Source organism: Actinoplanes sp. 13, assembly GCF_056134165.1.
Genome location: NZ_JBVYOQ010000001.1, coordinates 742,072 through 763,820 on the forward strand (window position 1 = coordinate 742,072; position 21,749 = coordinate 763,820).

At 70.6% G+C, this 21,749-nt stretch carries 23 protein-coding genes; 9 read left to right on the top strand and 14 right to left on the bottom strand.

Annotated features, from left to right (window positions below; genetic code table 11):
- Positions 1-37: 37 nt before the first annotated feature.
- Positions 38-1,639, bottom strand: a complete 1,602-nt coding sequence (locus AC0NH5_RS03320) for a serine/threonine-protein kinase (protein ID WP_474399704.1) — start codon at positions 1,637-1,639, stop codon at positions 38-40.
- Between the two features lie 143 nt (positions 1,640-1,782).
- Between AC0NH5_RS03320 and AC0NH5_RS03325 the strand changes: the two genes are divergently transcribed.
- A complete protein-coding gene (locus tag AC0NH5_RS03325) occupies positions 1,783-3,408 on the top strand; it encodes a CocE/NonD family hydrolase (protein ID WP_474399707.1) in 1,626 nt (541 codons plus the stop codon).
- Between the two features lie 9 nt (positions 3,409-3,417).
- Here the strand turns inward: AC0NH5_RS03325 and AC0NH5_RS03330 are convergent, their stop codons facing one another.
- Positions 3,418-3,777, bottom strand: a complete 360-nt coding sequence (locus AC0NH5_RS03330) for a nuclear transport factor 2 family protein (protein ID WP_474399709.1) — start codon at positions 3,775-3,777, stop codon at positions 3,418-3,420.
- Between the two features lie 76 nt (positions 3,778-3,853).
- On the opposite strand from AC0NH5_RS03330, the gene AC0NH5_RS03335 reads away from it, so the two are divergent.
- The 3 genes from AC0NH5_RS03335 to AC0NH5_RS03345 all read left to right on the top strand — a co-directional run bounded on the left by AC0NH5_RS03335 (position 3,854) and on the right by AC0NH5_RS03345 (position 6,620).
- The gene (locus AC0NH5_RS03335) at positions 3,854-4,312 is read left to right on the top strand and encodes a hypothetical protein (protein WP_474399712.1); all 459 of its coding nucleotides are present in this window, start codon (positions 3,854-3,856) and stop codon (positions 4,310-4,312) included.
- Between the two features lie 98 nt (positions 4,313-4,410).
- Positions 4,411-5,052, top strand: a complete 642-nt coding sequence (locus tag AC0NH5_RS03340; RefSeq protein WP_474399714.1) for an acyl-CoA-like ligand-binding transcription factor — start codon at positions 4,411-4,413, stop codon at positions 5,050-5,052.
- Positions 5,049-6,620, top strand: coding sequence for an MDR family MFS transporter (locus AC0NH5_RS03345; protein ID WP_474399717.1), 1,572 nt, complete (start codon positions 5,049-5,051; stop codon positions 6,618-6,620). The genes AC0NH5_RS03340 and AC0NH5_RS03345 overlap by 4 nt, the downstream gene beginning before the upstream one ends.
- A 194-nt stretch (positions 6,621-6,814) precedes the next feature.
- Here the strand turns inward: AC0NH5_RS03345 and AC0NH5_RS03350 are convergent, their stop codons facing one another.
- Entirely contained in the window at positions 6,815-7,171 is a 357-nt protein-coding gene (locus tag AC0NH5_RS03350) for an STAS domain-containing protein (protein WP_328461928.1), read from the bottom strand.
- 284 nt (positions 7,172-7,455) lie between these two features.
- On the opposite strand from AC0NH5_RS03350, the gene AC0NH5_RS03355 reads away from it, so the two are divergent.
- The gene (locus AC0NH5_RS03355) at positions 7,456-8,445 is read left to right on the top strand and encodes an AraC family transcriptional regulator (RefSeq protein WP_474399719.1); all 990 of its coding nucleotides are present in this window, start codon (positions 7,456-7,458) and stop codon (positions 8,443-8,445) included.
- 100 nt (positions 8,446-8,545) lie between these two features.
- On the opposite strand, the gene AC0NH5_RS03360 is transcribed toward AC0NH5_RS03355, so the two are convergent.
- Complete coding sequence (locus AC0NH5_RS03360; RefSeq protein WP_474399722.1) at positions 8,546-8,887, bottom strand: hypothetical protein; 342 nt, start codon at positions 8,885-8,887, stop codon at positions 8,546-8,548.
- Between the two features lie 359 nt (positions 8,888-9,246).
- Here AC0NH5_RS03360 and AC0NH5_RS03365 point away from each other — a divergent pair, with 359 nt between their 5' ends.
- A complete protein-coding gene (locus tag AC0NH5_RS03365; RefSeq protein ID WP_474399723.1) occupies positions 9,247-9,441 on the top strand; it encodes a hypothetical protein in 195 nt (64 codons plus the stop codon).
- A 6-nt stretch (positions 9,442-9,447) separates the two neighbouring features.
- Here AC0NH5_RS03365 and AC0NH5_RS03370 read toward each other — a convergent pair whose 3' ends face one another.
- Complete coding sequence (locus AC0NH5_RS03370) at positions 9,448-10,347, bottom strand: Gfo/Idh/MocA family protein (protein ID WP_474399724.1); 900 nt, start codon at positions 10,345-10,347, stop codon at positions 9,448-9,450.
- A gap of 78 nt (positions 10,348-10,425) precedes the next feature.
- On the opposite strand from AC0NH5_RS03370, the gene AC0NH5_RS03375 reads away from it, so the two are divergent.
- Together AC0NH5_RS03375 and AC0NH5_RS03380 are read left to right on the top strand one after the other, a co-directional pair.
- Positions 10,426-10,791 (top strand): hypothetical protein, encoded by a 366-nt coding sequence (locus AC0NH5_RS03375; protein ID WP_474399726.1) that lies wholly within the window; start codon positions 10,426-10,428, stop codon positions 10,789-10,791.
- A complete protein-coding gene (locus tag AC0NH5_RS03380) occupies positions 10,784-11,224 on the top strand; it encodes a hypothetical protein (protein ID WP_474399729.1) in 441 nt (146 codons plus the stop codon). Before AC0NH5_RS03375 ends, AC0NH5_RS03380 begins: the two co-directional genes overlap by 8 nt.
- Before the next feature lie 170 nt (positions 11,225-11,394).
- On the opposite strand, the gene AC0NH5_RS03385 is transcribed toward AC0NH5_RS03380, so the two are convergent.
- Genes AC0NH5_RS03385 through AC0NH5_RS03410 form a run of 6 tightly spaced genes read right to left on the bottom strand, consistent with a single transcriptional unit; the run spans position 11,395 to position 16,952 of the window.
- Positions 11,395-12,858: a glutathionylspermidine synthase family protein gene (locus tag AC0NH5_RS03385; RefSeq protein WP_474399731.1), complete on the bottom strand. Its 1,464-nt coding sequence runs from the start codon at positions 12,856-12,858 to the stop codon at positions 11,395-11,397.
- A gap of 2 nt (positions 12,859-12,860) precedes the next feature.
- The gene (locus AC0NH5_RS03390; protein ID WP_474399734.1) at positions 12,861-13,265 is read right to left on the bottom strand and encodes a hypothetical protein; all 405 of its coding nucleotides are present in this window, start codon (positions 13,263-13,265) and stop codon (positions 12,861-12,863) included.
- 36 nt (positions 13,266-13,301) lie between these two features.
- A complete protein-coding gene (gene fabG / locus AC0NH5_RS03395) occupies positions 13,302-14,066 on the bottom strand; it encodes a 3-oxoacyl-ACP reductase FabG (protein WP_474399737.1) in 765 nt (254 codons plus the stop codon).
- 45 nt (positions 14,067-14,111) lie between these two features.
- Entirely contained in the window at positions 14,112-15,758 is a 1,647-nt protein-coding gene (locus AC0NH5_RS03400; protein WP_474399739.1) for an alpha-amylase family protein, read from the bottom strand.
- Positions 15,751-16,611 carry a hypothetical protein gene (locus AC0NH5_RS03405; RefSeq protein ID WP_474399742.1) on the bottom strand — a complete coding sequence of 287 codons (861 nt, stop codon included), beginning with the start codon at positions 16,609-16,611 and terminating at the stop codon, positions 15,751-15,753. Before AC0NH5_RS03405 ends, AC0NH5_RS03400 begins: the two co-directional genes overlap by 8 nt.
- Positions 16,608-16,952, bottom strand: a complete 345-nt coding sequence (locus AC0NH5_RS03410) for a PadR family transcriptional regulator (RefSeq protein ID WP_474399744.1) — start codon at positions 16,950-16,952, stop codon at positions 16,608-16,610. Before AC0NH5_RS03410 ends, AC0NH5_RS03405 begins: the two co-directional genes overlap by 4 nt.
- 100 nt (positions 16,953-17,052) lie before the next feature.
- Between AC0NH5_RS03410 and AC0NH5_RS03415 the strand changes: the two genes are divergently transcribed.
- On the top strand, positions 17,053-17,715 hold the full coding sequence (locus AC0NH5_RS03415; protein ID WP_474399746.1) for a DedA family protein: 663 nt from the start codon (positions 17,053-17,055) through the stop codon (positions 17,713-17,715).
- A 3-nt stretch (positions 17,716-17,718) separates the two neighbouring features.
- On the opposite strand, the gene AC0NH5_RS03420 is transcribed toward AC0NH5_RS03415, so the two are convergent.
- From AC0NH5_RS03420 to AC0NH5_RS03430, 3 genes are all read right to left on the bottom strand, one after another.
- Positions 17,719-18,915 carry a chitinase gene (locus AC0NH5_RS03420; RefSeq protein ID WP_474399747.1) on the bottom strand — a complete coding sequence of 399 codons (1,197 nt, stop codon included), beginning with the start codon at positions 18,913-18,915 and terminating at the stop codon, positions 17,719-17,721.
- Positions 18,912-20,180, bottom strand: coding sequence for a chitinase (locus AC0NH5_RS03425; protein WP_474399749.1), 1,269 nt, complete (start codon positions 20,178-20,180; stop codon positions 18,912-18,914). The genes AC0NH5_RS03420 and AC0NH5_RS03425 overlap by 4 nt, the downstream gene beginning before the upstream one ends.
- Before the next feature lie 157 nt (positions 20,181-20,337).
- Positions 20,338-21,720, bottom strand: a complete 1,383-nt coding sequence (locus AC0NH5_RS03430) for a carbohydrate-binding protein (protein ID WP_474399752.1) — start codon at positions 21,718-21,720, stop codon at positions 20,338-20,340.
- Between the last annotated feature and the right edge of the window lie 29 nt (positions 21,721-21,749).

The following is a 21,749-nucleotide window of genomic DNA, read 5'->3' on the forward strand; positions in this document are numbered from 1 at the left end:
ATGCAGTCTAACGACGCAGCCGGCGGGTGGTGGCCGGCTACAGGGGCAGCACCACGGCGGACGGACGGGTGCCGACGCAGGTCACGGTCATGCGATAGCGCGACAGGTCCGTGCGGAAGACGGCCACCGGGGCCAGTGCCGGATCCCGGTCGATCCGCTCCACAGTGAACCCGTCGCGTGGCTCCGCGGCCAGCAGCTCCGCCTTGCCCTCGGCGCATCGGGCCAGCACCGAGCCGCCCGGCGACTCGAGGCGGGTGCCCGCCGGCGGCGCCGGGACGGACGGCGCACCGCTGGTGTCGCTGGGCCGGGGCGCCGGCTCCGGCGGGGACGACGGCGGCGACAGCGACGGGGCGGTGGCGGGCGCGGCGGAGGCGCTGCCGCCGGCGGCGGGCGAGCGGTCCGGGCGGACGGCGCCGGGCACGGGGCGGGTCGCGGCGGCGGGATTGCCGGCGGGGGCGGCGCGGGTCATCGAGGGGGACGCGGCGGGCGGCGCGGCCAGGCCGGACGAGGCGCCGCGCTCCTTCTCGGGGCCGGGCCAGAAGAACGGCAGGGCGACGAGCACGGCCACGATCCCGCCGCCGGCCAGGACTTTCCGACGTTTCCACCACGGGGGTACGCGCTGCGCGTGCCCCATCTCAACCGACGCCCGCCCGGCCCGGCCGGGTCGGGTCACCGCGGGCATCCGCACGGTGCGGTCCTGCAGTGCCGTGCCGCCGGCGGCGTCCTCGGCCGGTGACGGGTCCGTGGACCCGGAGAGCGGCGTCCCGGCGGAGTGCCGGCGATCGCGGTGCTCCGGCCGTACACCATCCGGGTCGTGCACGCTCGCGGCCTCCGCCGCGTCGCCCAGGATGCCCGCCACCTCGGCCGCGTCCGGACGGTGCGCCGGATCCTTGGCCAGGCAGCGCGCCACCAGATCGGCGATCTCGTCCGGCACGCCCGGCAGCGGCGGCAGCGGCGCCGGCTCCAGATAGACGTGCGCGTTGATCATCTGCGTGGTGGTCTCCACACTCCACGGCGACACCCCGGCGAGCAGCCGGTAGAGCAGCACACCGAGCGCGTAGACGTCGGAGGCCGGCTCGATCGCGTTGCCGGTGAGCCGTTCCGGCGCCAGGTAGGCCGGGGTACCGAGCAGCGCGTCCTCGGGTTTGGCCGGACCGGCCACCGCGGCGATGCCGAAGTCCACCACCTTGGCGCCGGCCGGGGTGACCATGACGTTGGCGAGTTTGATGTCGCGGTGCACCAGACCGTCCTCGTGCGCGACGGCGAGCGCGGACGCGATCTCCCCGCCGATCCGGAACACCCGGCGCGGCGGAATCCGGCCACGCGCCACGCGCTGCTGCAACGTGGGGCCATTGATCAATTCCATGACCACGTACGGAACCGGGCGACCGTTCTCCTCGGATTCGCCGAAGTCGTAGATCTGCGCGATGTTGGGATGCGAGAGGGTCGCCGCGGCCCGGGCCTCGTGCAGGATGCGGGCCCGGAAGCGTGCCTCACCGGCATAGCGGCCGGCCAGCACCTTCACCGCCACCGGCCGGTTCAGCACCTCGTCGAGGGCACGCCAGACCACGGCCATCCCGCCACGGCCCAGTTCGTTCTCCAGCCGGTACCGGCCGCCGAGCTTTCGGTCCTCGTCCACCCGTCGCAGTTTGCCGAAATGCTCGGGAAATCGCACATCCGAGAAACCTCGAATGGCATTCATCTTTCACATTCCACGGGTGCCGGATATCGTCGGGGATCTGCCATTCTCCGGGGGTTCCCGGGGCAAAGGGGGGCGAACACATGCCGATCTCCGGACCGCAACGGGTCGCCGACGCGATGCTGAGCCGAATCCTCGGGCAAGCTCCGGCATTGACCCCGTACTCGGTCGAATCGGTGCGAACCCTACTGCGGGACGGTGTCGAGCTGGCCGGCGACCATTTCATCCCGGAGAGCGACGAGCAGCGCGGCACCGTGCTGATCCGGACGCCGTACGGCCGCGGCTTCCCGACCTCGGCGATCAACGGCCGGCTGCTCGCCGCACGCGGTTATCACGTGCTGCTGCAGAGCGTGCGCGGCACCTTCGGCTCGGGCGGCCACTTCCGCCCGATGGCCCAGGAGACCGACGACGGCCTGGACACCGTCGCCTGGCTGCGGGACCAACCCTGGTTCGACGGACGGCTCGCCACCCTCGGCGCGTCCTACCTGGGCTGGGCACAGTGGACGCTGATGCAGGATCCACCGCCCGAGCTGCGCGCGGCGGTGATCTACGTGGGGCCGCACGACTTCCGCCGCGCGGTCTACGGCACCGGCGCGTTCACCCTCGGCGACTTCCTCGGCTGGTCCGACCAGATCGCCCACCAGGAGGACGGCGGCAGCGCACGCCGGCTGCTCAGCATGGCCACCGCGCAGCGCCGGATCCGGCCGGGGCTGAACGGGCTCCCGCTGCCCGCCGCCGCCGTGCCGGTGCTGCGCGGCCGCGCACCGTGGTACCGGGAGTGGCTGGCCCACCCGGACGGCGACGACCCCTGGTGGGAGCCGTACCGGGCCGGCGCCGCCCTGCAGCGCTCCACCGTGCCGACCCTGCTGATCAGCGGCTGGCAGGACCTCTTCCTGGACCAGACCCTCGAGCAGTACGCGGCGCTCAGCGACCGCGGCGTCGAGGTCGGGCTGACCGTCGGCCCATGGACCCACTTCGAGGTCGCCGGCAAGGCCGCCGGCCTGGTCGCCCGGGAGAGCGTCGCCTGGCTGGACCAGCACCTCGCCGGCGGCCCGTCGGCCCGCAAGGCCCCGGTCCGGGTGCACCGCACCGGCGAGGGCGCCTGGCACGAGATGCCGGCCTGGCCGCCACCGGCCGAGCCGGTCACCTTCCACCCGCGCTCCGACCGCACGCTGACCATCGCCGCGCCGGCCCGGCCGGAGGGGCACACCGCCTTCCGGTACGACCCCGCCGACCCGACACCGTCGGTGGGCGGCCGCACGCTGACCGGCTCGGCGGGCGTCCGCGACAACCGTCGCCTGGAGGCCCGCCCGGACGTGGTCACCTTCACCACCGACCCGCTGCCCACCGCGGTCGACGTGATCGGCGCGCCGGTCCTGGAGCTGGCGCTGGAGGTCGACAACCCGTACGCCGACGTCTTCGCCCGGCTCTGCGACGTCGACCCGCGGGGCCGGTCCCGCAACTTCACCGACCGGCATCTGCGGCTCGACCCCGCGGTCCCGGCCGGTCAGGTGCAGCGACTGACGATCACCCTGGACCAGTGCTTCCACCGGCTGCTCGCCGGGCACCGGCTGCGGTTGCAGATCTCCGGCGGGGCGTTCCCGCGGTTCGCCCGCAACCTGGGCACGCCGGGTGACCGCCATCTCGCCCCGTCGCTGCACACGCTGCACCTGAGCGGATCACGACTGGTGCTTCCGGGGGCGGACTAGGGTCTGTCCCTAGTCAGACGGTTGCTGCATGTACCACTCGGTGAACTGGCGGGCCTTTCCGGTGTGGTCGAGGCGGAGCACCCACAGGTTCCGGAAGACCCGGTCCGGATAGGTGGTGGTGGCCTCGATCACCGCGAGCTCGTCGGTGACGATCAGCGGATGCCAGCTGAAGGCGGTGGTGCCGGGCTCGTCGGGATCGGCCAGCCAGCCGGCCACGATGGCCTCCCGGCCGACCCAAGGCGTCGCGTACGGCTCGGTGAAATACGCGGCGTCGTCGGCGAAGAGGCGCCGGATGTCGTCGGGGGCGTTGGACTCCCAGGCTCTCCGGTAACCGTCCACCCACGCGGTGACCGCGTCCAGGTTCGTCATGACGTCAGCTCCTCTCCGCGCCCTGCGACAGCGCCCTCCGCACACCCTGCCAGCTCTGCGTCGTAGGGTCGCCCCTATGACGCAGAGCTGGCGGCACCTGCCTCCTCCGGCACGCCCGATCGCGGCCGCAACGGTCACCGCCGTCGAGGCGGTGCGGGCCGGTGACGAGTCCGCGCTCGACGACGCGACCGCCGTCCTGGCCGGGCTCGACGCGGCGCAGACCGGCCTGATCCTGGGCACCGCGGTGCGGCTGCTGCTGGAGGACGGCCATCCCGACGGCCTGACCGCCGACGACGTGCGGGCCGCGCTGGCCAGCTCCGTCCGTTCCTGGCCCGCCGCCGACCCGCAGGTGGTGCTCTGGCTGCTGGCCGGCGCGCTGGGCGTGCTCGACGAGGACGGCTCGCCGGCGCCGAAACCCGACGAACTGGCCCGGCACGCGGCGGTGCTGCTCGCCGACCTGTTAGCCGGGCGGCCGGTGGAGCCCTGGCTGACCGCCGCCCTCACCGAGATCGAGCAGTCGCAGCTCAACGACTGAGTCTCAAAACTTTGCAGTTTCTGCAATTTCGCGCGTAGCCTGCGCTGGTGCCCTCCTCTCCCGCGTCCAGTGATCACCTCTTGCCCGGCGATCGACCCTTGCCCGGCGATCGTCCGGCGCCCGGGCGCCGGGAGAGCAAGCGGCAGCAGACCCGCCTCGCGCTGATCACCGCCGCGCTGCGCCTGGTGGACGAGCGCGGCCTGGACCGGGTGACCGTCGACGAGATCAGCGCGGCGGCCGAGGTGTCACCGCGCACGTTCTTCAACTACTTCCCGACCAAGGAGGACGCCCTCGTCGCCGATCCGCTCGAGGGCCGCGCCGACGTGCGGGCGGGCCTGCTGGCCGTCACGCCCGGCACGCACCTGCTCGACGCCCTGCTGGAGGCGCTCGCCCCCGCCGTTCGCCACGTCCAGGAGGACCGGGCCCTCTGGCTGCTGCGGATGCGGGTGATCGAGGCGCACCCACAGCTGCTGACCCAGCTCGTCGCCGCGGCCGTCTGCGCCGAACAGGAGCTGACCGATGCCATCGCCGAGCGCACCGGGCTGCCCGCGGATCACCCGTACCCGCCGATCGCCGCCGCGGTCGTCAGCGCCGCCCTGCGGGTGGCGGTGATGCGCTGGGCCGCCGGCCCCGCCACCCGCCCGCTCTCCGACCACGCCCGGGAGGCCTTCGGCACGGTCGCCGCGGGCCTCGCCGCACCCACCACCCAAGTCACGCCCAGCGAGGAAGCCCACGGATGACCACAACGACCCCTGAAGACACGTCCGCCCAGGAATCCGGGCGGATGACGCAACGCGAGGTGATCCAGGCCCTTTCCGGCCTGATGCTCGGCATGTTCGTGAGCATCCTGGCGTCCACGATCGTGGCCAACGCCCTCCCCCGGATCATCGCCGACCTCGGCGGCAGCCAGTCCGTCTACACCTGGATCGTCACCGCCGAGCTGCTCGCGATGACCGTCACCGTCCCGCTCTGGGGCAAGATGGCCGACCTCTGGAGCAAGAAGCTGCTGATCCAGCTCTCGCTCGGCCTGTTCTTCGCCGGCTCGCTGATCGCCGGCGTCACCCCCAACGTCGAGGTGCTGCTGATCAGCCGGGTCGTCCAGGGCATCGGCGCGGGCGGCATGACCGCGCTCGCCCTGATCGTGATGGCCGCGATGATCCCGCCCCGCGAGCTGGGCCGGTACTCCGGCATCTTCGGCGCGATCTTCGGCGTCGCGACCATCGCCGGCCCGCTGATCGGCGGCGTCCTGGTCGACACGTCCTGGCTGGGCTGGCGCTGGTGCTTCCTGATCGGTGTGCCGTTCACGCTGATCGCCATCGTGCTGCTGCAGAGGACACTTCACCTGCCGGTGGTACGCCGCGAGGTGAGCATCGACTGGCTGGGCGCCGTGCTGATCACCGCCGGTGTCAGCACCCTGTTGATCTGGTCCACGCTGGCCGGCGAGCACTTCGACTGGGCTTCCTGGCAGACCGGGGCGATGGTGTCCGGCGGCCTGGTGCTGCTGGCGCTGGCGGTGCTGGTGGAGGGCAGGGCCAAGGAGCCGATCATCCCGCTCGGCATCTTCCGGCACCGCACCGTCACCCTGACGATCATCGCCAGCGTGCTGGTCGGCATCGCGATGTTCGGTGGCACGGTCTTCCTGTCCCAGTACTTCCAGGTGTCGCTCGGCAAGTCACCGACCGTGGCCGGCCTGATGGGCCTGCCGATGGTCTTCGGCCTGCTGATCTCCTCCACCGTCGCCGGCGCGCTCATCACGAAGTACGGCAGGTGGAAGGCGTACCTGGTCGCCGGGGCGGTCGTGATGACCGCCGGGATGCTGCTGCTGAGCACCATCGGCGCGGACACCGGCGTGCCGGAGCTCTCCGCCTACATGGCGGTGCTCGGCATCGGCGTCGGCCTGCTCATGCAGAACCTGGTGCTGGCCGCGCAGAACGACGTGCCGGCCGCGGAGCTGGGCGCCACCACCTCGGCGCTGACCTTCTTCCGCAGCATGGGCGGCTCGATCGGGGTGAGCGTCCTGGGCGCGGTCCTGGCCAACCGGGTCACCTCGCTCTTCAGCGAGCGGCTCGGCGCCGCGGCCGGCGACGGCCCGGCCCAGGTTCCCGACCTGGAGACGCTGCCGCCGGAGGCGCTGGCAGTGATCAAGGACGTGTACGGAACGGCCACCGCCGACCTGTTCCTGATCGGCGCGCCGATCGCGTTCCTGGCGATCCTGGCGGTGGTCTTCATCAAGGAGAAGCCGCTCTCCACCCTCACCGGCGACGAGCGCCTGGCCCGGGAAGAGGCGGCCGCCGCGGCGATGCACTGACGGCGTCGAGCTCGGCCCATCGGTCGGCCAAGGTGCCGGCCGATAGGCCGGCGGATGGGCCGGCCAAGGTGCCGAACATTCGGACGACTCTGGTGCCGGACGGTCGGAATCGGTCGTCCGGCACACCCCTGAAGCGTGAATTCGGCCCGGCAAGGCCAGCTCCACGAGCGCCGCGGGAGCGTTGCCGCGAGGCCTCAGGACGGCCGCAGCCCCACCGAGGTCCGCGGTGACGGGGGCTCGGCGCAGCCGAGGAGGCCGACCAGCCCGGACACCCAGAGCTGCCGGTAGACGGTGGCGCTGGGGTGGCTCACCACAAGCTTGACGCCGCTCGCCGCGGCGGTGTGGAAGCAGGCCACCAGGATGCCGATCCCGATGCTGTCGATCAGCATGACCCGTTGCAGGTCCAGGCAGATCTTGCTCGGCGTCATGCTGGTCAGGACGTCGTTCACGGCGTCCCGCATGACGTGAGCGTTGTCCAGATCGATCTCACCGCTGGGTGCGATCTCGACGGTGCCGTCGGCCAGCTGGCGGGTCGTGATCGGCAGATACACAGCTGCCCTCTTCCTGGCATCGAGCCGGGGCTGACGCCGACTTTCCGCGGGACACGAGCGCCGGCCGGAAGAGGCCGTGCGCGATGCGGCGTCCAACCGGACACCGACCGGAACCCGGGTTCCTACAACAATCCGCTGGTCTGCAAGTTACGCCACGTAGGCGCGGAACGCCAGAGTAGTTCATATGGCCGGAATGTGCTGGAACGGTCACTGCGTGGCGCCGACGTTGACTGTCCACTGACTTGGACCGAATACTCACCGTATGCGATGGAGCGCTGCCCGCAATGGTTGACGCCTTACCGCGCGCCGCACCGGCGCTCGGAACCGTCTACTTCGACAGCATCGATGCAGAACAGGCCCGAGACGCTCTGAATCGTTTTTACCACCCGGTCTCGCTCGGCGCACCGGACGGCGGCGCCCTCTCGGTGGACGTCGAGATGATCCAACTCGGACCGCTCACCGTCGGCCATCTCACGTTCGGCGCCCGGGCCACGCTCATCGCCCCGGAGGTGGACGCGTACCACGTGACCCTGCCGACGGCGGGGCGGGTGCGTGCCCGGCAGGACGGCCGGGAGGTCACCGCCACGCCCGACACCGCGCTCGCGTTCCGCCCCGGCGACCCGGTTCACCTGCGGCACGAGGCGAACACCACCGAGGTCGAGGTGCGCATCGAGCGGTGGGCGCTGGAGTCGGAACTGGCCGCGCTGCTGGGTCACCCGGTCGAGGGACCGATCGATCTGCCGGCCACCTTCGATCTCACCGAGGGCCCGGCGCAGAGCTGGAGCCGGCTGATCCGTCTGCTCCGCGACGAGCTCGATCACGAGAGCAGCCTGATCTACCAGCCGCTGATCGCCGAGCAGTTGTGCAGCAGTGTGCTGAGCGGCCTGCTGCTGAGCGTTCCGCACCGCTATCTGGAGGAGCTGACCGGCCCGGTCACGCCGGGGCCCCCACGGGCCATCCGGCGCGCGGTGGAAGTGATCAACGAGGAGCCGGAGCGCGCCTTCACCGTCGCTGACCTGGCGGTGGTCGCCGGGATGAGCGTCCGGTCGCTGCAGGAGGGATTCCGCCGGCATCTCGGGTCCGCACCGATGGCCTACCTCCAGCGGGTACGCCTGACGCGTGCCCGGGAGACTCTGCTCCGGGGTGATCCGGCCCGGATCACGGTCGCCACCGTGGCGCACCGGTGGGGGTTCGCGCACCTGGGCCGGTTCGCGTCGGCCTATCGGAAGCGCTTCGGGGAGTCGCCGTCGGAGACGCTGCGGACAACGTCCTGATCCGGCCGCGTTGATCCCGACTGCGACTGTTCACGGCGCCGGTGGATTGCGGCTTTCCCTGCCAACCACTGAAGTCCGACTTTTCGCCGCCGGCGGGCTCCTATTCGCCCGGATCGCATCGCCGGGGCTGGGGCACCTCGTTCGCCCGGCGGGGTGACGTGGCCGCACCGAACAGATGCCCCCGGGTCGGCACCCAGTCCCGCCACGGCGCCAGCCGCGGCGGCACCGACGCCAGCTCTCCGTCGCCGGCGCCGCGCTGGTCGCGCAGATGAGCGACGACACGCCGGGCCGCGAGCTCGCCGTTCTGCGCGAGGCTCAACAGCATCCGGTGATCGGAATCGTCGCCGGCCGGCTGGTTCGCCGCGCGCAGCAGTGCGGCCAGGCCGGCCAGGGCCTGCGCCGCCTCGTGCGCATCCCGCTCGGCTTCCCACGAGCCCGTCACGCCTGTGCTCCCCCGCGCGTGGTCCCGTATCGTCCTTGCGGCCCGAGATCCGCCGCGATGCAGTCGGTCATACGGTGCATCCCCTCACCCCCCACACCCACCCCCGGGGTTACGTCGCGAGGCTGCCGGGCCCCGCCCGGACGCCCGACCCGGTGTGCGTGACAAGCCGAAAATGTATTCGGCTCGCTACTTTGCGTCCATCCGTAACGCGCAGGTTCTGTCCAGTTAGCGCTCAGTTCGGACAACCGAGATCGGATCTTTCATCGAGCCGTGTCCTGCCGGACACCGATCGCGACGTCCTCGAACGCAGCGGTGGGGACCGGGCAACCGGGCGCAATGACTCCAGACATGGCAGGACCATGACCGACCAGAACGAGACGACTCCGTCCGGGGACGCCGCACCGCCGGTGTGGCGGACGGGCGCGGAACAGGCGTGGAATCAGGTGGACCCGGCCGCCGCCCGGAGCCAGGACCGGACACCCGAGAACATCGCCCGAACCCGCGCTGAGCTGGAACGGGACGGCGCCGCAGCGATCGAGCGGACGGTTCCCTGAGGGCCGTCAGCCGGCCAGGGAAACCGTCACACCGTCGCGTACGGCCCGGTCCGCGGCATCCAGGATCGCGGTCACCCGGGCACCGAAACGCACGTCCAGTTCCGGCCTGGCACCGCCCTCGGCGGCCGTGATCAACTGGTCCAGGGCACGGCCCAGGGCGACCTCCGGACGCCACTGCGCCCGGGGCGGGGAAAGCAGCCCGGCCTCGCCGGCGAAGACCGCCTCCTCACGGGCCGCAGCCGCCGGAGCGTCCACCGAAAGGGTGAGCCGGCTGACCGCGCCACCCTCGTGCCGGAGCAGCAGGTGCGTCATGTCCCGCTCGCCGGCCATCCCGGTCACCGCGGTGACCGGGCCGAGCACCGGCAGCACGAGCGCCAGCGCGTGCGGGCCGACGTCCCAGAGCCCGCCGCGCTCGCGGCGCCACGGCGAGGCGCCGAACGGGTTGCCGTCGGTGAAGATCGAGCCGAGGTGGTCGACCCGGGCCTCGGTCCAGCCGCCGGCGGCCACGGCCTCGGCCAGGAACGTCTCGGTCTCCGGCGTGAAGCGGCGGGTGAAGAACACCACCGAGGCCAGATCGCGGGACTCGACCGCGGCGGCGATCGCCTCGGCCTGCTCGGGACGCAGCGCGACCGGCTTGTCCAGGAGCAGGTGCCGGCCGGCCTCCGCCGCGCGCAGGGCGAGCGGCGCCTGCACGTCCGGCGGGAGCGCGATCGCGACCGCGTCCACCTCGGCGATCAACTCGTCGGCGTCGTCGTACGCCCGGACCTCGTACTGATCGGCGAGGGCCGCCGCCTTGGCGGGGTCACGGCCCCACACCCCGGCGAACTCCACTCCGGCGTGAGCCGACAGAGCCGGCGCGTGGGCGAGGTGCGCCCAGGGTCCCGTACCGAAAAGTCCGAAGCGCACTGTGCCAGCCCATCCGTTGTCATGAAGATCGCCAGGCCGGAAGTTACCAGCCCGCCGGCACATCAGTAACCTGGCCGGGTGAACGGTCCCCTGTCAGTGACGACGATCGTCGTCGCGCTCGTGCTGGCGGCGTGGTTCCTGCTGCGCGCGGCGCTCGACCGCGCCCCGAGCCGCTTCGACCTGCTGGCCGCCGGAGCGCTGAGCGCCCTGGTCCTGGTCCTGGTCGCGATCGCGGTGGTGGGTCTCTTCGACGGCGACCGGCCGGTGGACGTGGCCACCTTCGCCGGCTATCTGATCACCACGCTCGGCTTCGTGCCGACCGCGCTGGTCCTGGCCAAGATGGAGCCGACCCGCTGGGGCAGCGTGATCCTCGGGATCGGCTGTCTGATCCTGCCCGTCCTCGTGCTGCGGCTGCAGCAGATCGCGTCGGTGACCGGTGCCTGAGTCCTCGCCCACCACCGCCCGGCCCGCCGACGCCGCGCTCAACACCGGGATCGGCCGGGTCCTGCTGCTGGTCTACGGCATCTTCGCACTCTCCGCGAGCGCGCGGGCCCTGGTCCAGATCAGCACCCACTTCGCCGAGGCGCCGGTCGCCTATCTGCTCTCCGCGCTCGCCGGCCTGGTCTATCTCGCCGCAACCGTGGGCCTGGCCCGGGGCGGCCCCCGCGGGCGGATGATCGCGTTGGTCAGCTGCAGCGTCGAGCTCGCCGGCGTGCTGATCATCGGGACGCTCAGCGTCGTCGACGCGGTCGCCTTCCCGGACGACACCGTCTGGTCACGCTTCGGCAGCGGGTACGGCTACGTCCCGCTCGTCCTGCCCTTCATCGGCCTCTGGTGGATCTACCGCCACCGCCCCACCCCGAACCCCACCGTGTGAAGTTGCGGCGCGAATCCGACCCGGACTTCACACACAACCCGCCGCTGCAACCAGCGTGTGAAGTTACGGCGCGAATCCGACCCGGACTTCACACACAACCCGCCGCTGCAACCAGCGTGTGAAGTTGCGGCGCGGAACTGACCCGAACTTCACACGCGGGAGGGGGTGGGTCAGCGGGTGGCTTCGATCACGTGCGGGACGAAGTTACACGTGTTGCCGGTGACCAGGCCCTCGGTGCCGACGCCCTCGCGGATGCCCATCCCGGCCGGCTCCCCGTCGATCAGCCAGGATCCGATCACCGGGTGCAACGTGCCCTCCAGCCCTTCGAAGGACGGCAGCTCGCAGAGCTCCTGCACGACGTAGCGGCCGTCCGACCCGTACTCCGAGGGGTTGGTGGTGATCGGGACGCCGTCGCGGACGAGGGTGACCGACCCGCCTTCGCGGCCCCAGACCGGCTTCTTGGCGTACGACTTCAGGGTCGCCGCGCCGGAGGAGTCGGCGAAGTAGGCGGGCAGCAGGTATTTCCCGCGCTCCGGGTCGTCACCGAACAGCTTCCACAGCACCGGGAGCAGCGCCTTGTTGCCGAGCAGGGCGGCCTTGTACGGCGGCTCGATCCAGACGGTGCCGCGCTTCTCCGGGTCGGCCATGTTCCGGAAGAACGCCTTGCCGCCCTCCTCGTGCCAGAACCACTCCCACGGATAGAGCATGAAGATCACGTCGATCGGCTCGGCCTTGTGCTCCTGGCCGGGCGCCGGGACGAACACCACCCGGTCGCCGGCCACGTCCCAGCCGATCTGGCTCATCGCGATCAGCTCGACCGGGTACCCGGCCTCCTCCGCGGTGGCCATCAGGTACGCGACGTTCATCCGGTCCTCGCCCGAGGTCTCCGACGTCTCGTACGCGAAGAAGATCTTGGGCTTCTCCGGCAGCCAGGTCCGGGCCTCGCGCAGCTTGTTGATGTTGCGCCGCCACGCGCCCGGATCGCCCGGTTCGCCGGGTGTCGCCTCCCAGCCGACGAGCCGCTCGTGGATCGAGTTCCACTGCCGCCAGGGGTGCTGGGTTACGCCGGTCTGGTCCATCCAGTGCCACTGGATGACCGCGGCCTCGACCAGCGACGTCGGGGTCTGCGCGTTGAACTCCAGCAGGCGCGGGGTGCTGCCGGCGCCGTCGTACCACAGGTCGAAGCGGCCGTAGACGCTCGGCGAGTAGTCCGGCGTCTGCATCGGCAGCCGCATGTCCGGGTCCTTGTCGTAGTGCGTCCACGTCTCCGCGTCGCCGTCGAACCAGGTCCGGATGATCTGCTCGTGGGTGTACTCCGGGATGCCGATCCGGGCCAGGAAGCACGTCTCGTCGGTGCAGATCGACGAGAAGAAGCCCTGTTTACGACCTTCGACGGTACGCCGTGGGCACTGCTCGACCATCCAGTCGCCGGCTTCCAGGCACATCGCGTGCAGGGTCGCCGTGGCGGTCTCCAGCTCCTCGATCTCGGCCTGGGTGAAGTCGTAGTACGGCCCCTCCCGCCAGTACGACGTCATCGTGCCGTCCGGCAGCTCGGTGTCGTTGTACGTCAGGCCGAGGCTGAAGTTGGTGAGCTGCCAGCCGTCACGGACCGGCCCGTACGCCACACGCCGCATCGTCAGCCCCCGGACGAGCCGGACTTGCTGCCCGAGCCGCCGCCACCCTTGCCGACGACGCTGGTCTTCACGGTGCCGTTGCTGATCTTGCCGCTGGTCGGCAGGCCGAACCGGGAGCGGGCGGCCGCGTCGTTGTACGCGAACCTGCTCCCGCCGGCCGGCAGCCGGTAGCCCACCGGGTAACCGGACCGGTATCCCGACGAGTGCCAGATGAAGAAGCCGCCGACCCCACCGCCACCGTTGTCGTCGTCGCAGTAGTCCTCGTCGACGACGACGCCGTTCTCGTCGGCGCAGTAGAAGCCCTCGTCCACGTATTCATCGTTGTCACAGGCCGCCACACCACCCGCCGCCAGCAAGAGGAACGTGCTGGTGAGCGACACGCTGCGGGAACTCATGCGTCGGTTCATGATTTCTTTGTAACTCTTCTCAGCAAGTTGCCAGCCTCAGTCCCTGGGTCCGCCGGCGACGTAGACGACCTGTCCCGAGACGAAGCCCGCACCGTCACTGACCAGGAAGGATACGGTGTTCGCGACGTCTTCGGGACGGCCGGCCCGCCCGACCGGGATCTGGCTCACCGCGGCCTTGGAGAAATCGTCGAAATCCACCCCGACCCGGGCGGCCGTGGCACGTGTCATATCGGTCACGATGAAACCGGGCGCCACCGCGTTCGCGGTGATGCCGAACTTGCCCAGCTCGATCGCGAGGGTCTTGGTGAAGCCCTGGATGCCGGCCTTGGCCGCCGCGTAGTTGGCCTGCCCCCGGTTGCCCAGCGCCGACGTGCTGGACAGGCTCACGATGCGGCCGAAACCGGCGTCGACCATGTGTTTCTGCAGTGCCCGGGTGAACAGGAAGGCGCCGCGCAGGTGCACCGCCATCACGGTGTCCCAGTCGTCCTCGGTCATCCGGAACAGCAGGTTGTCCCGAAGCACACCGGCGTTGTTGACCAGCACCGTCGGCGGACCGAGTTCGGTCACGATCCGCTCGACGGCCGCGGTCACCTGAGCCGGGTCGGAGACGTCGGCGCCGATCGCGGCCGCCGTGCCACCGGCGTCGTGGATCGCGGTGACCGTGTTCGCGCAGGCGCCCTCGTCCAGGTCGACGACCGCGACGGCCATCCCGTCGGCGGCGAGCTTGAGGGCGATCGCCTCACCGATGCCGCGGGCGGCACCGGTTACGACGGCCACCCGGCTTGTTGCGGACTGCGACATCACGGCCTCCGGTGATCTCCGTTACTCCGGCGATGCTAGCTCCGACTATGCCCCTCTGCGCATCCGGATCCAGCGATAGCCGTATCCCTCGACCTTGATCGCGTCGAACTTGCCGGGTTCCGGGTACTTCTGGTCCGCCAGCACGTCGTTGGGGAAGTCGGCCTCGCCGGCCAGGCTGCTCAGGTCGACCACGCCCGCCTCGGGGCCCAGGTTGTGCACGAAGAGCATCGTGCCGGTGGTGTCGTCCGCCCGGTGGACCAGGATCGTGCGCGGCGCGGGCACGTCGACGTGGGTGCAGCTTCCGCTGCCGATCTCCGGCGCCTCCTTCAGCGTCCGGATCATCCGCTCGAACCAGGAGAGCAGCGAGTCCGGGTCGTGCCGCTGGAGGGTCGCGTTGATCGTCTCGTACCCGTACTCCCCGCCGGAGATCACCGGACGGCCCAGCGAGCCCGGTCGGGCGGCGGAGAAACCGCCGTTGGGCTGCAGCGACCACTGCATCGGCGTCCGGATCGCGTCCCGGCCCTTCAGCGAGAGGTCGTCGCCCATCCCGAGCTCCTCGCCGTACCGCAGCACGGGGGTACCGCGCAGGCTGAACTGCAGCGAGTACGCCAGCTCGATCCGCCGCCGGTCGTTGTCCAGCATGGGTGCCAGCCGGCGCCGGATGCCACGGCCGTAGAGCTGCATGTCCTCGTCCGGCCCGAACCGGTCGAAGACGTCCTTGCGCTGCTCCGCGGTGAGCCGGGAGAGGTCGATCTCGTCGTGGTTGCGCAGGAACGTGGCCCACTGGCCGCCGGAGGGCAGCTTCGGCGAGTCGCGCAGCGCGTCGATGATCGGCTCCGGATCCTCCCGGGCCAGGCCGAGGATCACCCGCGCGTTGAGCATGAAATCGAAGAGCATGTGGATGCGGTTGCTGGAACCGCCCTCGTCGCCGAAGAACTTGAGCAGTTCCTCGGGCTCCACATTGGCCTCGGCCAGCAGGACCGCGTCACCGCGACGCCACTGGACGTGCTGCCGCAGCTCGGTGAGGAAGTCGAGGTCCTTCGGCGAGTTCGGGTTGCCCGGCTCGGTCTGCTCGATGATGAACGGCACCGCGTCCATCCGGAAACCGGCGACGCCGAGCTGGAGCCAGAACGAGCAGATCTTCTTGATCTCCTCGCGGACCAGCGGATTGTTGATGTTGAGGTCCGGCTGGAACTTGTAGAACCGGTGGTAGTACCAGAGTTTCGCGGTCCGGTCGTACGTCCAGGTCTCCGCCTGCTCACCCGGGAAGACCATGCCCTGGTTGCGGTCGGCCGGTTCGGTTTCGCTCCAGACGAACCAGTCGCGGTACGGCGAGTCGGGTGACGACCTGGCGGACTGGAACCAGGGGTGCTGGTCGGAGGTGTGGTTGACCACCAGGTCGATGATCACCTTGATGCCCCGGTTGGACGCCTGGTGCAGCAGTTCGGCGAAGTCACCGAGATTGCCGAAGCGAGGGTCCACGTTGTAGAAGTCCGACACGTCGTAACCGTCGTCCCGGCCCGGCGACGGATGGATCGGGTTCAGCCACAGGCAGTTGACGCCGAGCCGGGACAGATAGTCCAGCCTTCCGATCAGTCCCTGGAGGTCCCCGACGCCGTCACCGTTCGAGTCGGCGAAGGAGTCGATGTCCAAGCAGTAGACGACCGCTTTCGAGTACCACCGGTCACTCATGCGCCCTTACATGTCCGCGCCCGCGAACGGCGAAACGTTCGCCCGTCTCCAGGGCCACCAGGGCGACGGCGAAGACCACGACCGGGGTCAGTACCAGGAGGAGCACCCGCTGCGCGACGATGCCGGCACTGAGGTGTACGGCCGAGGACAGGCCCGTCCATTCCCATGACTCGAGGAAGAGAACCGGAACGGCGAGCAGAGCCAGGGTCAGCGCGGCGGCCCGGCGGGCGATCGCCGGCCGGGCGCCCCGAGAACCGAGAATCGCGCGCGCCGGTCGGGCCGGCCGGGCCACCACCAGGACCGCGAGCACCAGCATTGCCAGGGTGGGCGCCCAGGCCAGGCGGAGGGACTGCCACGGGGCGAGGCCGGCCCACCAGGCCACCGCGCCGAGCTCGACGAGCACCCCGAACCCGGCCAGCCCGACGGCGGTGCGGCGCAGTCCGGCCAGGGCGGCGACGGAGACGAGGAGCCAGGCGAGCGTCCGGATCGCCGGGTCGAGCAGCAGGGCGCCGTCCAGACCGTAGGCATGCATCGGGTCGTCGTCGACGGTGAACATCCGGAGGCCGGTGGCTAGCCGTCCGGCGGTGACGCCGGCCATGGCAAGAGCGACGAGCAGACCGGTCACCGCGGCGGCGTCGCGCCAGCCCGTACCCCGCTGGGCCTGCCGAGATCGACCAAGACGGGCCGTGAGGCCCGCACGCAGCAGGTCCAGCACGTCGGCCGGGGCCGGGAACCGCCGGCCGGGCTCGGCATCCGCCATCAGCACGCCGATCATCTCCTCCTCGTAGGCGTCGCGGTGGCCGGCCGGATAGACCCGCAACAGCCGGCGATAGCGCATCTCCAGCGCGGTCATGTGGTCGCTCCTCCCAGCCGGGTGCGCGCCCGCAGGCGACGCTCGGCGATGGTGGCCTGCTGACGCAGGCGGGCGGTCTCGGCGGCCAGGCTCCGCTCGCCGGCGCCGGTGAGGCGGTAGTAGCGGCGCAGCCGGGACTGGACGATCTCCTCGCGGTCGACCTCGATCAGGCCCTCGGCGCGCAGCCGGTCGAGCGCGGCGTAAAGCGTGCCGGCCCGCAGCCGGACACGTCCCCCGGTCATGGTGGCCACGTCCTCGATCACGGCATAGCCGTGCCGCGGCTCCTCGGCCAGCGCGGTCAGCACGAGGAAGGTCGGCTCCCGCATCGGTACGTCGGTCATGTCCGCAGCATATGCCGATCAGCGGTATATACGCACACCGGTTCAAGCGGTCCTGCCCGGGTAAGGGACTTCATCACCGAGCTTTCGAGGAGGAACGCTCATGGCTGAAGGCGATCTCAGCAACGTCGGCGGGCTCACCGGCTGGGTCGCCTCGGTGATCGAGTCGATGGGCGAGATCGGCGTCGGCCTGCTGGTCGCGCTGGAGAACATCGTCCCACCGATCCCGAGCGAGATCGTCCTCTCGATGGCCGGATATCTGGCCAGTCAGGGCCGGGTCAACCTGGTGCTGGTCTGGCTCGCGGCGACCCTGGGCGCCCTCGGCGGTGCGCTGCTGCTCTACTGGCTGGGCCGCGGGCTCGGTGAGGAGCGGCTGCGCCGCTGGCTGGACAATATTCCGCTGGTCGACCTGGACGACCTCGACAAGGCCGACCGGTGGTTCGAGAAACACGCGAAGAGCGCGGTGCTGTTCGGGCGGTGCATGCCGGTGGTGCGCAGCCTGGTCTCCGTCCCGGCCGGCGCCAACCGCATGCCGCTGGGCCTGTTCGTGCTCTTCACGACCCTCGGCAGTGGAGTGTGGAACGCGATCTTCGTGGGTGGTGGCTATGCGCTCGGGTCCCGCTGGCAGGACCTGGAGAAGTACAGCCAGTGGTTCGACTACGCGATCTGGGCCTTCTTCGCCGTCATGATCGCCTCCTGGGTGGTCAAGAAGGCCCGCAAACGGCGGCGCGCGGCCGCCCGGGAGGACGACCGCGCGCAGCGGTGACTTCTAGAAGCCGGCGCTCACCCTGGTGAACTCCCAGTCGGCCTGCGCGATGCCGGAGCAGTTGCTGACCACACCGCCGCCGGCGCAGCCGCGGTCGCGGTTGACCGCCCAGAACGAGAACCGGGCCAGGTTCTTGCTCCTGGCGTAGTCCCGGATCCGGGTCCAGGTCTCCACCGAGGTCAGCTCCTGCTGGTCGGAGAGGCCGTTCATCCCGGAGATGCCGATCCGCGAGTACGCCTGCGCGTCGGTGTAGCCGAACACGCTCTTCAGCTGGTTCTTCAGGCCCTCGGTGGCGCCCACGGTGGCCGCGTACATGTCGGCGTGGCCGCTGAAGTCGAACGGCATCTGCGTGAAGATGTCGATGTTCGCGTTCTTGGCCCTGGCCTGCTGGATCAGCCGGACACCGTGCGCGTTCGGGCCGTTCGGCGTGGTGCCGAAGGTGAGGATCGTCTTCACGCCCGGGTTGCGCTGCTTGACGATCCGCAGCGCGTCGACGATCCGGTCCGCCACCACGTAGTTCTCGAACTCGTCGGTGTTCTCGATGTCGATGTCGATCGCCTTGAGCTGGAAGGTGTCGATCACCTTCTGGTACGCGCCGGCGAGCGCCTCGGGCGTCGAGCAGTTCGGGCCGAGCTTGTTGCCGCTCCAGCCACCGATCGACGGCACCACGTCGGCGCCGGCCGCCCGGATCGCCGCGATGGTGCCGGCGTGCGCGCCTCCGGTCAGTCCGGGTGAGCCGTCCCAGGCCGGGTTGCAGCCGTTGCTCGCCAGCACGAACGCGACGGTGAAGGCCTTGATCCCGGTCGCGCCGACCACAGTCGACGGTGCGGGCGGGTTGCCCCAGCCGGGGTAGATGTACGGCGCGGCCGCCATCTTGGTCCCGGTCGGCGGCGGGGTCGGGCCGGTGGTGGGCGGTGCCGTGGGCGGCGTGGTGGGCGTCATGGTGCCACAGGTGCCGTTGTCCGCCCAGACGGCCCACTGGCTGCTGTTGGTGGCCGGCGACTCGTTCTGCGTCCACCACCTGGCGGTGTAGTTGCGGCCGTTCTGCGAGGCCACGTTGTCCTTGACGTAGACGGCCGACGCGCTCCAGGCGGGCGCGCAGGCCACGGCCGCGTTCGAGGTGGCCATCGGCAGGACCGCGGCCGCGGTGGCGGCCGTCGCGACCGCCGCTACCAGGGCGAGCTTCCTGATCGGCTTCACGGGAGGGTCGCCAGGTGCGGGTCGACCGTGTTGGCCCACTGGTTGCCGTTCGTCACGTCCCAGTTGATCGACCAGGTCATCGCGCCGCGGATGCCGGGGTACGTGGCCGGCGGCTTGAAGGTGCCGCAGTTGGTGCCCTTGGCCAGGCAGTCGAGCGCGGCGTTGACCACCGACGGCGCGACGTAACCGCCACCGGCCGCGCGGGTGCTCGACGGCAGGCCGAGGGCGACCTGGTCGGGGCGCAGTCCGGCCTGCAGCGGGATGCACGCGAGCGCGGTCAGGAAGTTGATGCTGCCCTGGCCGTACGCGGCGTTGTTGTCGCAGCCCAGCATCGCGCCGGAGTTGTAGTACTGGGTGAAGACGACGGTCAGGATGTCCTTGATGTCGAGCGCGAGCTTGAAGTACGAGGACTGCGGGTTCTGCATGTCGATGGTCTGCGGGGCCATCGTGATGATCAGGCTGCTGCCGACCTTGGCCCGCAGGCTGCGCAGCGCGCTCGCCATGTACGTCGGGTTGAGCCCGTTCTCCAGGTCGATGTCGACGCCGTCGAAGCCGTAGGTCTGGATCAGCCGGTGGACCGAGTCGGCGAAGGCGGTGGCGGCGGCCGTGCTGTTGACGGCGACCGTGCCCTTCTCGCCGCCGACCGAGATGATCACCTTCTTGCCGCGCGAGTGCAGCGTGGCGATGTCCGCCTTGAACTGCGCGTCGGTATATCCGCCGACCGCGGTGGCCAGGCCCGGGTCGAGGTTGAAGGTGACCGCGCCGGGGGTCGCCGTGGCGTCCGCGAAGGCGACCGCGATCAGGTCGTAAGTGGCCGGCACCTGGGCGAGCTTGAGCGCGGCGGCGCCGTTGTCGAAGTTCTGCCAGTACCCGGTGAGGAAGTGCTTCGGCAGCTGCCCGTTGCTGGGCGGCGTCGTCGGCGGAGTCGTCGGCGGAGTCGTCGGCGGGGTCGTCGGCGGCGTGGTCGGCGGGGTCGTCGGCGGCGTGGTGGGCGGGGTGGTCGGCCCGCTGCCACAGACGCCGTTGTCGGCCCACACGTCCCACTGTCCGCTGCGGACGGCCGGCGACTCGTTCTGCGTCCACCACTTGGCGGTGTAGTTGCGGCCGTTCTGCGAGGCCACGTTGTCCTTGACGTAGACGGCCGACGCGCTCCACGCGGGGGCGCAGGCCACCGCCGCCGACGCGTTCCCCGCGAAGTACGTCGCCGCGCCACCGGCGACCAGCGCCGTGACCGTTGCGAGGATGACTGATCTGGAGCGCTTCATCGCCGTCCCTCCATGCACACCCAGTGAGATGCCTTAATCTTTAGGACTGTTAACAGAAGATGTAAAGAGGGTTGACCTTAAACTTCCTTAAATTGGCTGATGGGCCGCAGCCGCTGGTCAGCGGCCACGACCCATCACCATCGGTCGATAAAAATTGTTACCGGCGGAACTGGATCCAGTTCACGTTGGCGAAGTCGGACGGCTGGCCACTGGTGAACGTCAGATAGACGGTGTGCCGGCCGGTGACCCCGGAGACGTTGCCGGGGATCGACCGCCAGGTCTGCCAGCCACCGGTGCCGCCAAGGGCGAAGCTGCCGATCGGCGGGTTGCTCCGACTGTCCAGACGCACCTCGACCAGACCACTGACACCACCGCCCGCCCCGGACGCGACCCGGGCCACGAAGTCCCGCACCCCGCCGTTGCCGAAGTCCACATCGGAGAACTGGAGCCAGTCGCCGTTGCCGATCCAGCCGACATTCTGACCACCCTCGGCGCACGCCTCGACCTGCACCGCGGAGGCGGCGTTGTACGACTCCGCCTCGATCCGCGCGAACGCGTCCCGGCCGGTGCCGCCGGTCGGCGGGGGCGTGGTGGGGCTGCCACCGCCGGACGACTGCCAGACGGCCACGTAATCGATCAGCATCGGGACGCCCGGCTGGGTCTGCGCGGTCGGCCCGCCGCCGAACGCGGCCGGGAAGCCGCCGCCGATCGCCACGTTGAGGATCATGAACATCCCGTGGTGGGTGGCGTTGTTCCAGGTCGTCGCGTCAACCACGGTGGAGTTCAGCGTGAAGTAGTTGACGCCGTCGAGGTACCAGCGCATCTGCTCGGGGGAGGTGCTGCGGTCGTACTCCACGGCATAGGTGTGGAAGCTGCTGAGACAACCGTTGCACGGGCGCTCGCCACTGCCCAGGCCGGTCGACTCGTTGCACGGGCCACCCGGGTTGCTGCCGCAGTGCAGCGCGGCGAAGACGCTGGGGCGCCCGTTGATGTTCTCCAGGATGTCCCACTCGCCGATGCTCGGCCAGTTCGTCGCGCCGACCGGGCGGGCCGCCGCGCCGAGCGCCCAGAAGGCGGGCCAGTAACCCGCGGCCGCCGCCCCGGTGACGTTGGGCTGCTGGATCCGGGCCTCCATCCGCACCTTGCCGCCGACCGGTGCGGCGAAGTCGGTGCGCTGGGTCTCGATCCGGCCGGAGGTCCAGCGGCCGGCGGAGTCACGCAGCGGCCGGATCGCCAGGTTGCCGCCGCCGTCGTGATAGACGTTCGCGGTCGAGTCGGTCATCGTCTCGATCTCGCCGGTGCCCCAGTTCGGCGCCCCGCCGGGATAGCCGGTGCCGGTGGAGTAGAGCCAGTTCGCGCGGTTCACCCCGGTGCCCGCCGCACCGGTGAAGTCGTCGCTGAACACCAGGGTCATGCCGGACGGCGGCGGCGGGACGGCCGCGTCGGCGGTGGCCACGAACGTCATGGACGCGCCGGCCGTGAGCATCGCGGCGGCGACGGTGATCAGCCGTCGCCGCACTCGTCGGGAGAGCTTCGTCATGGGGATCGCCTTTCCTGGGGGAGGGAGGC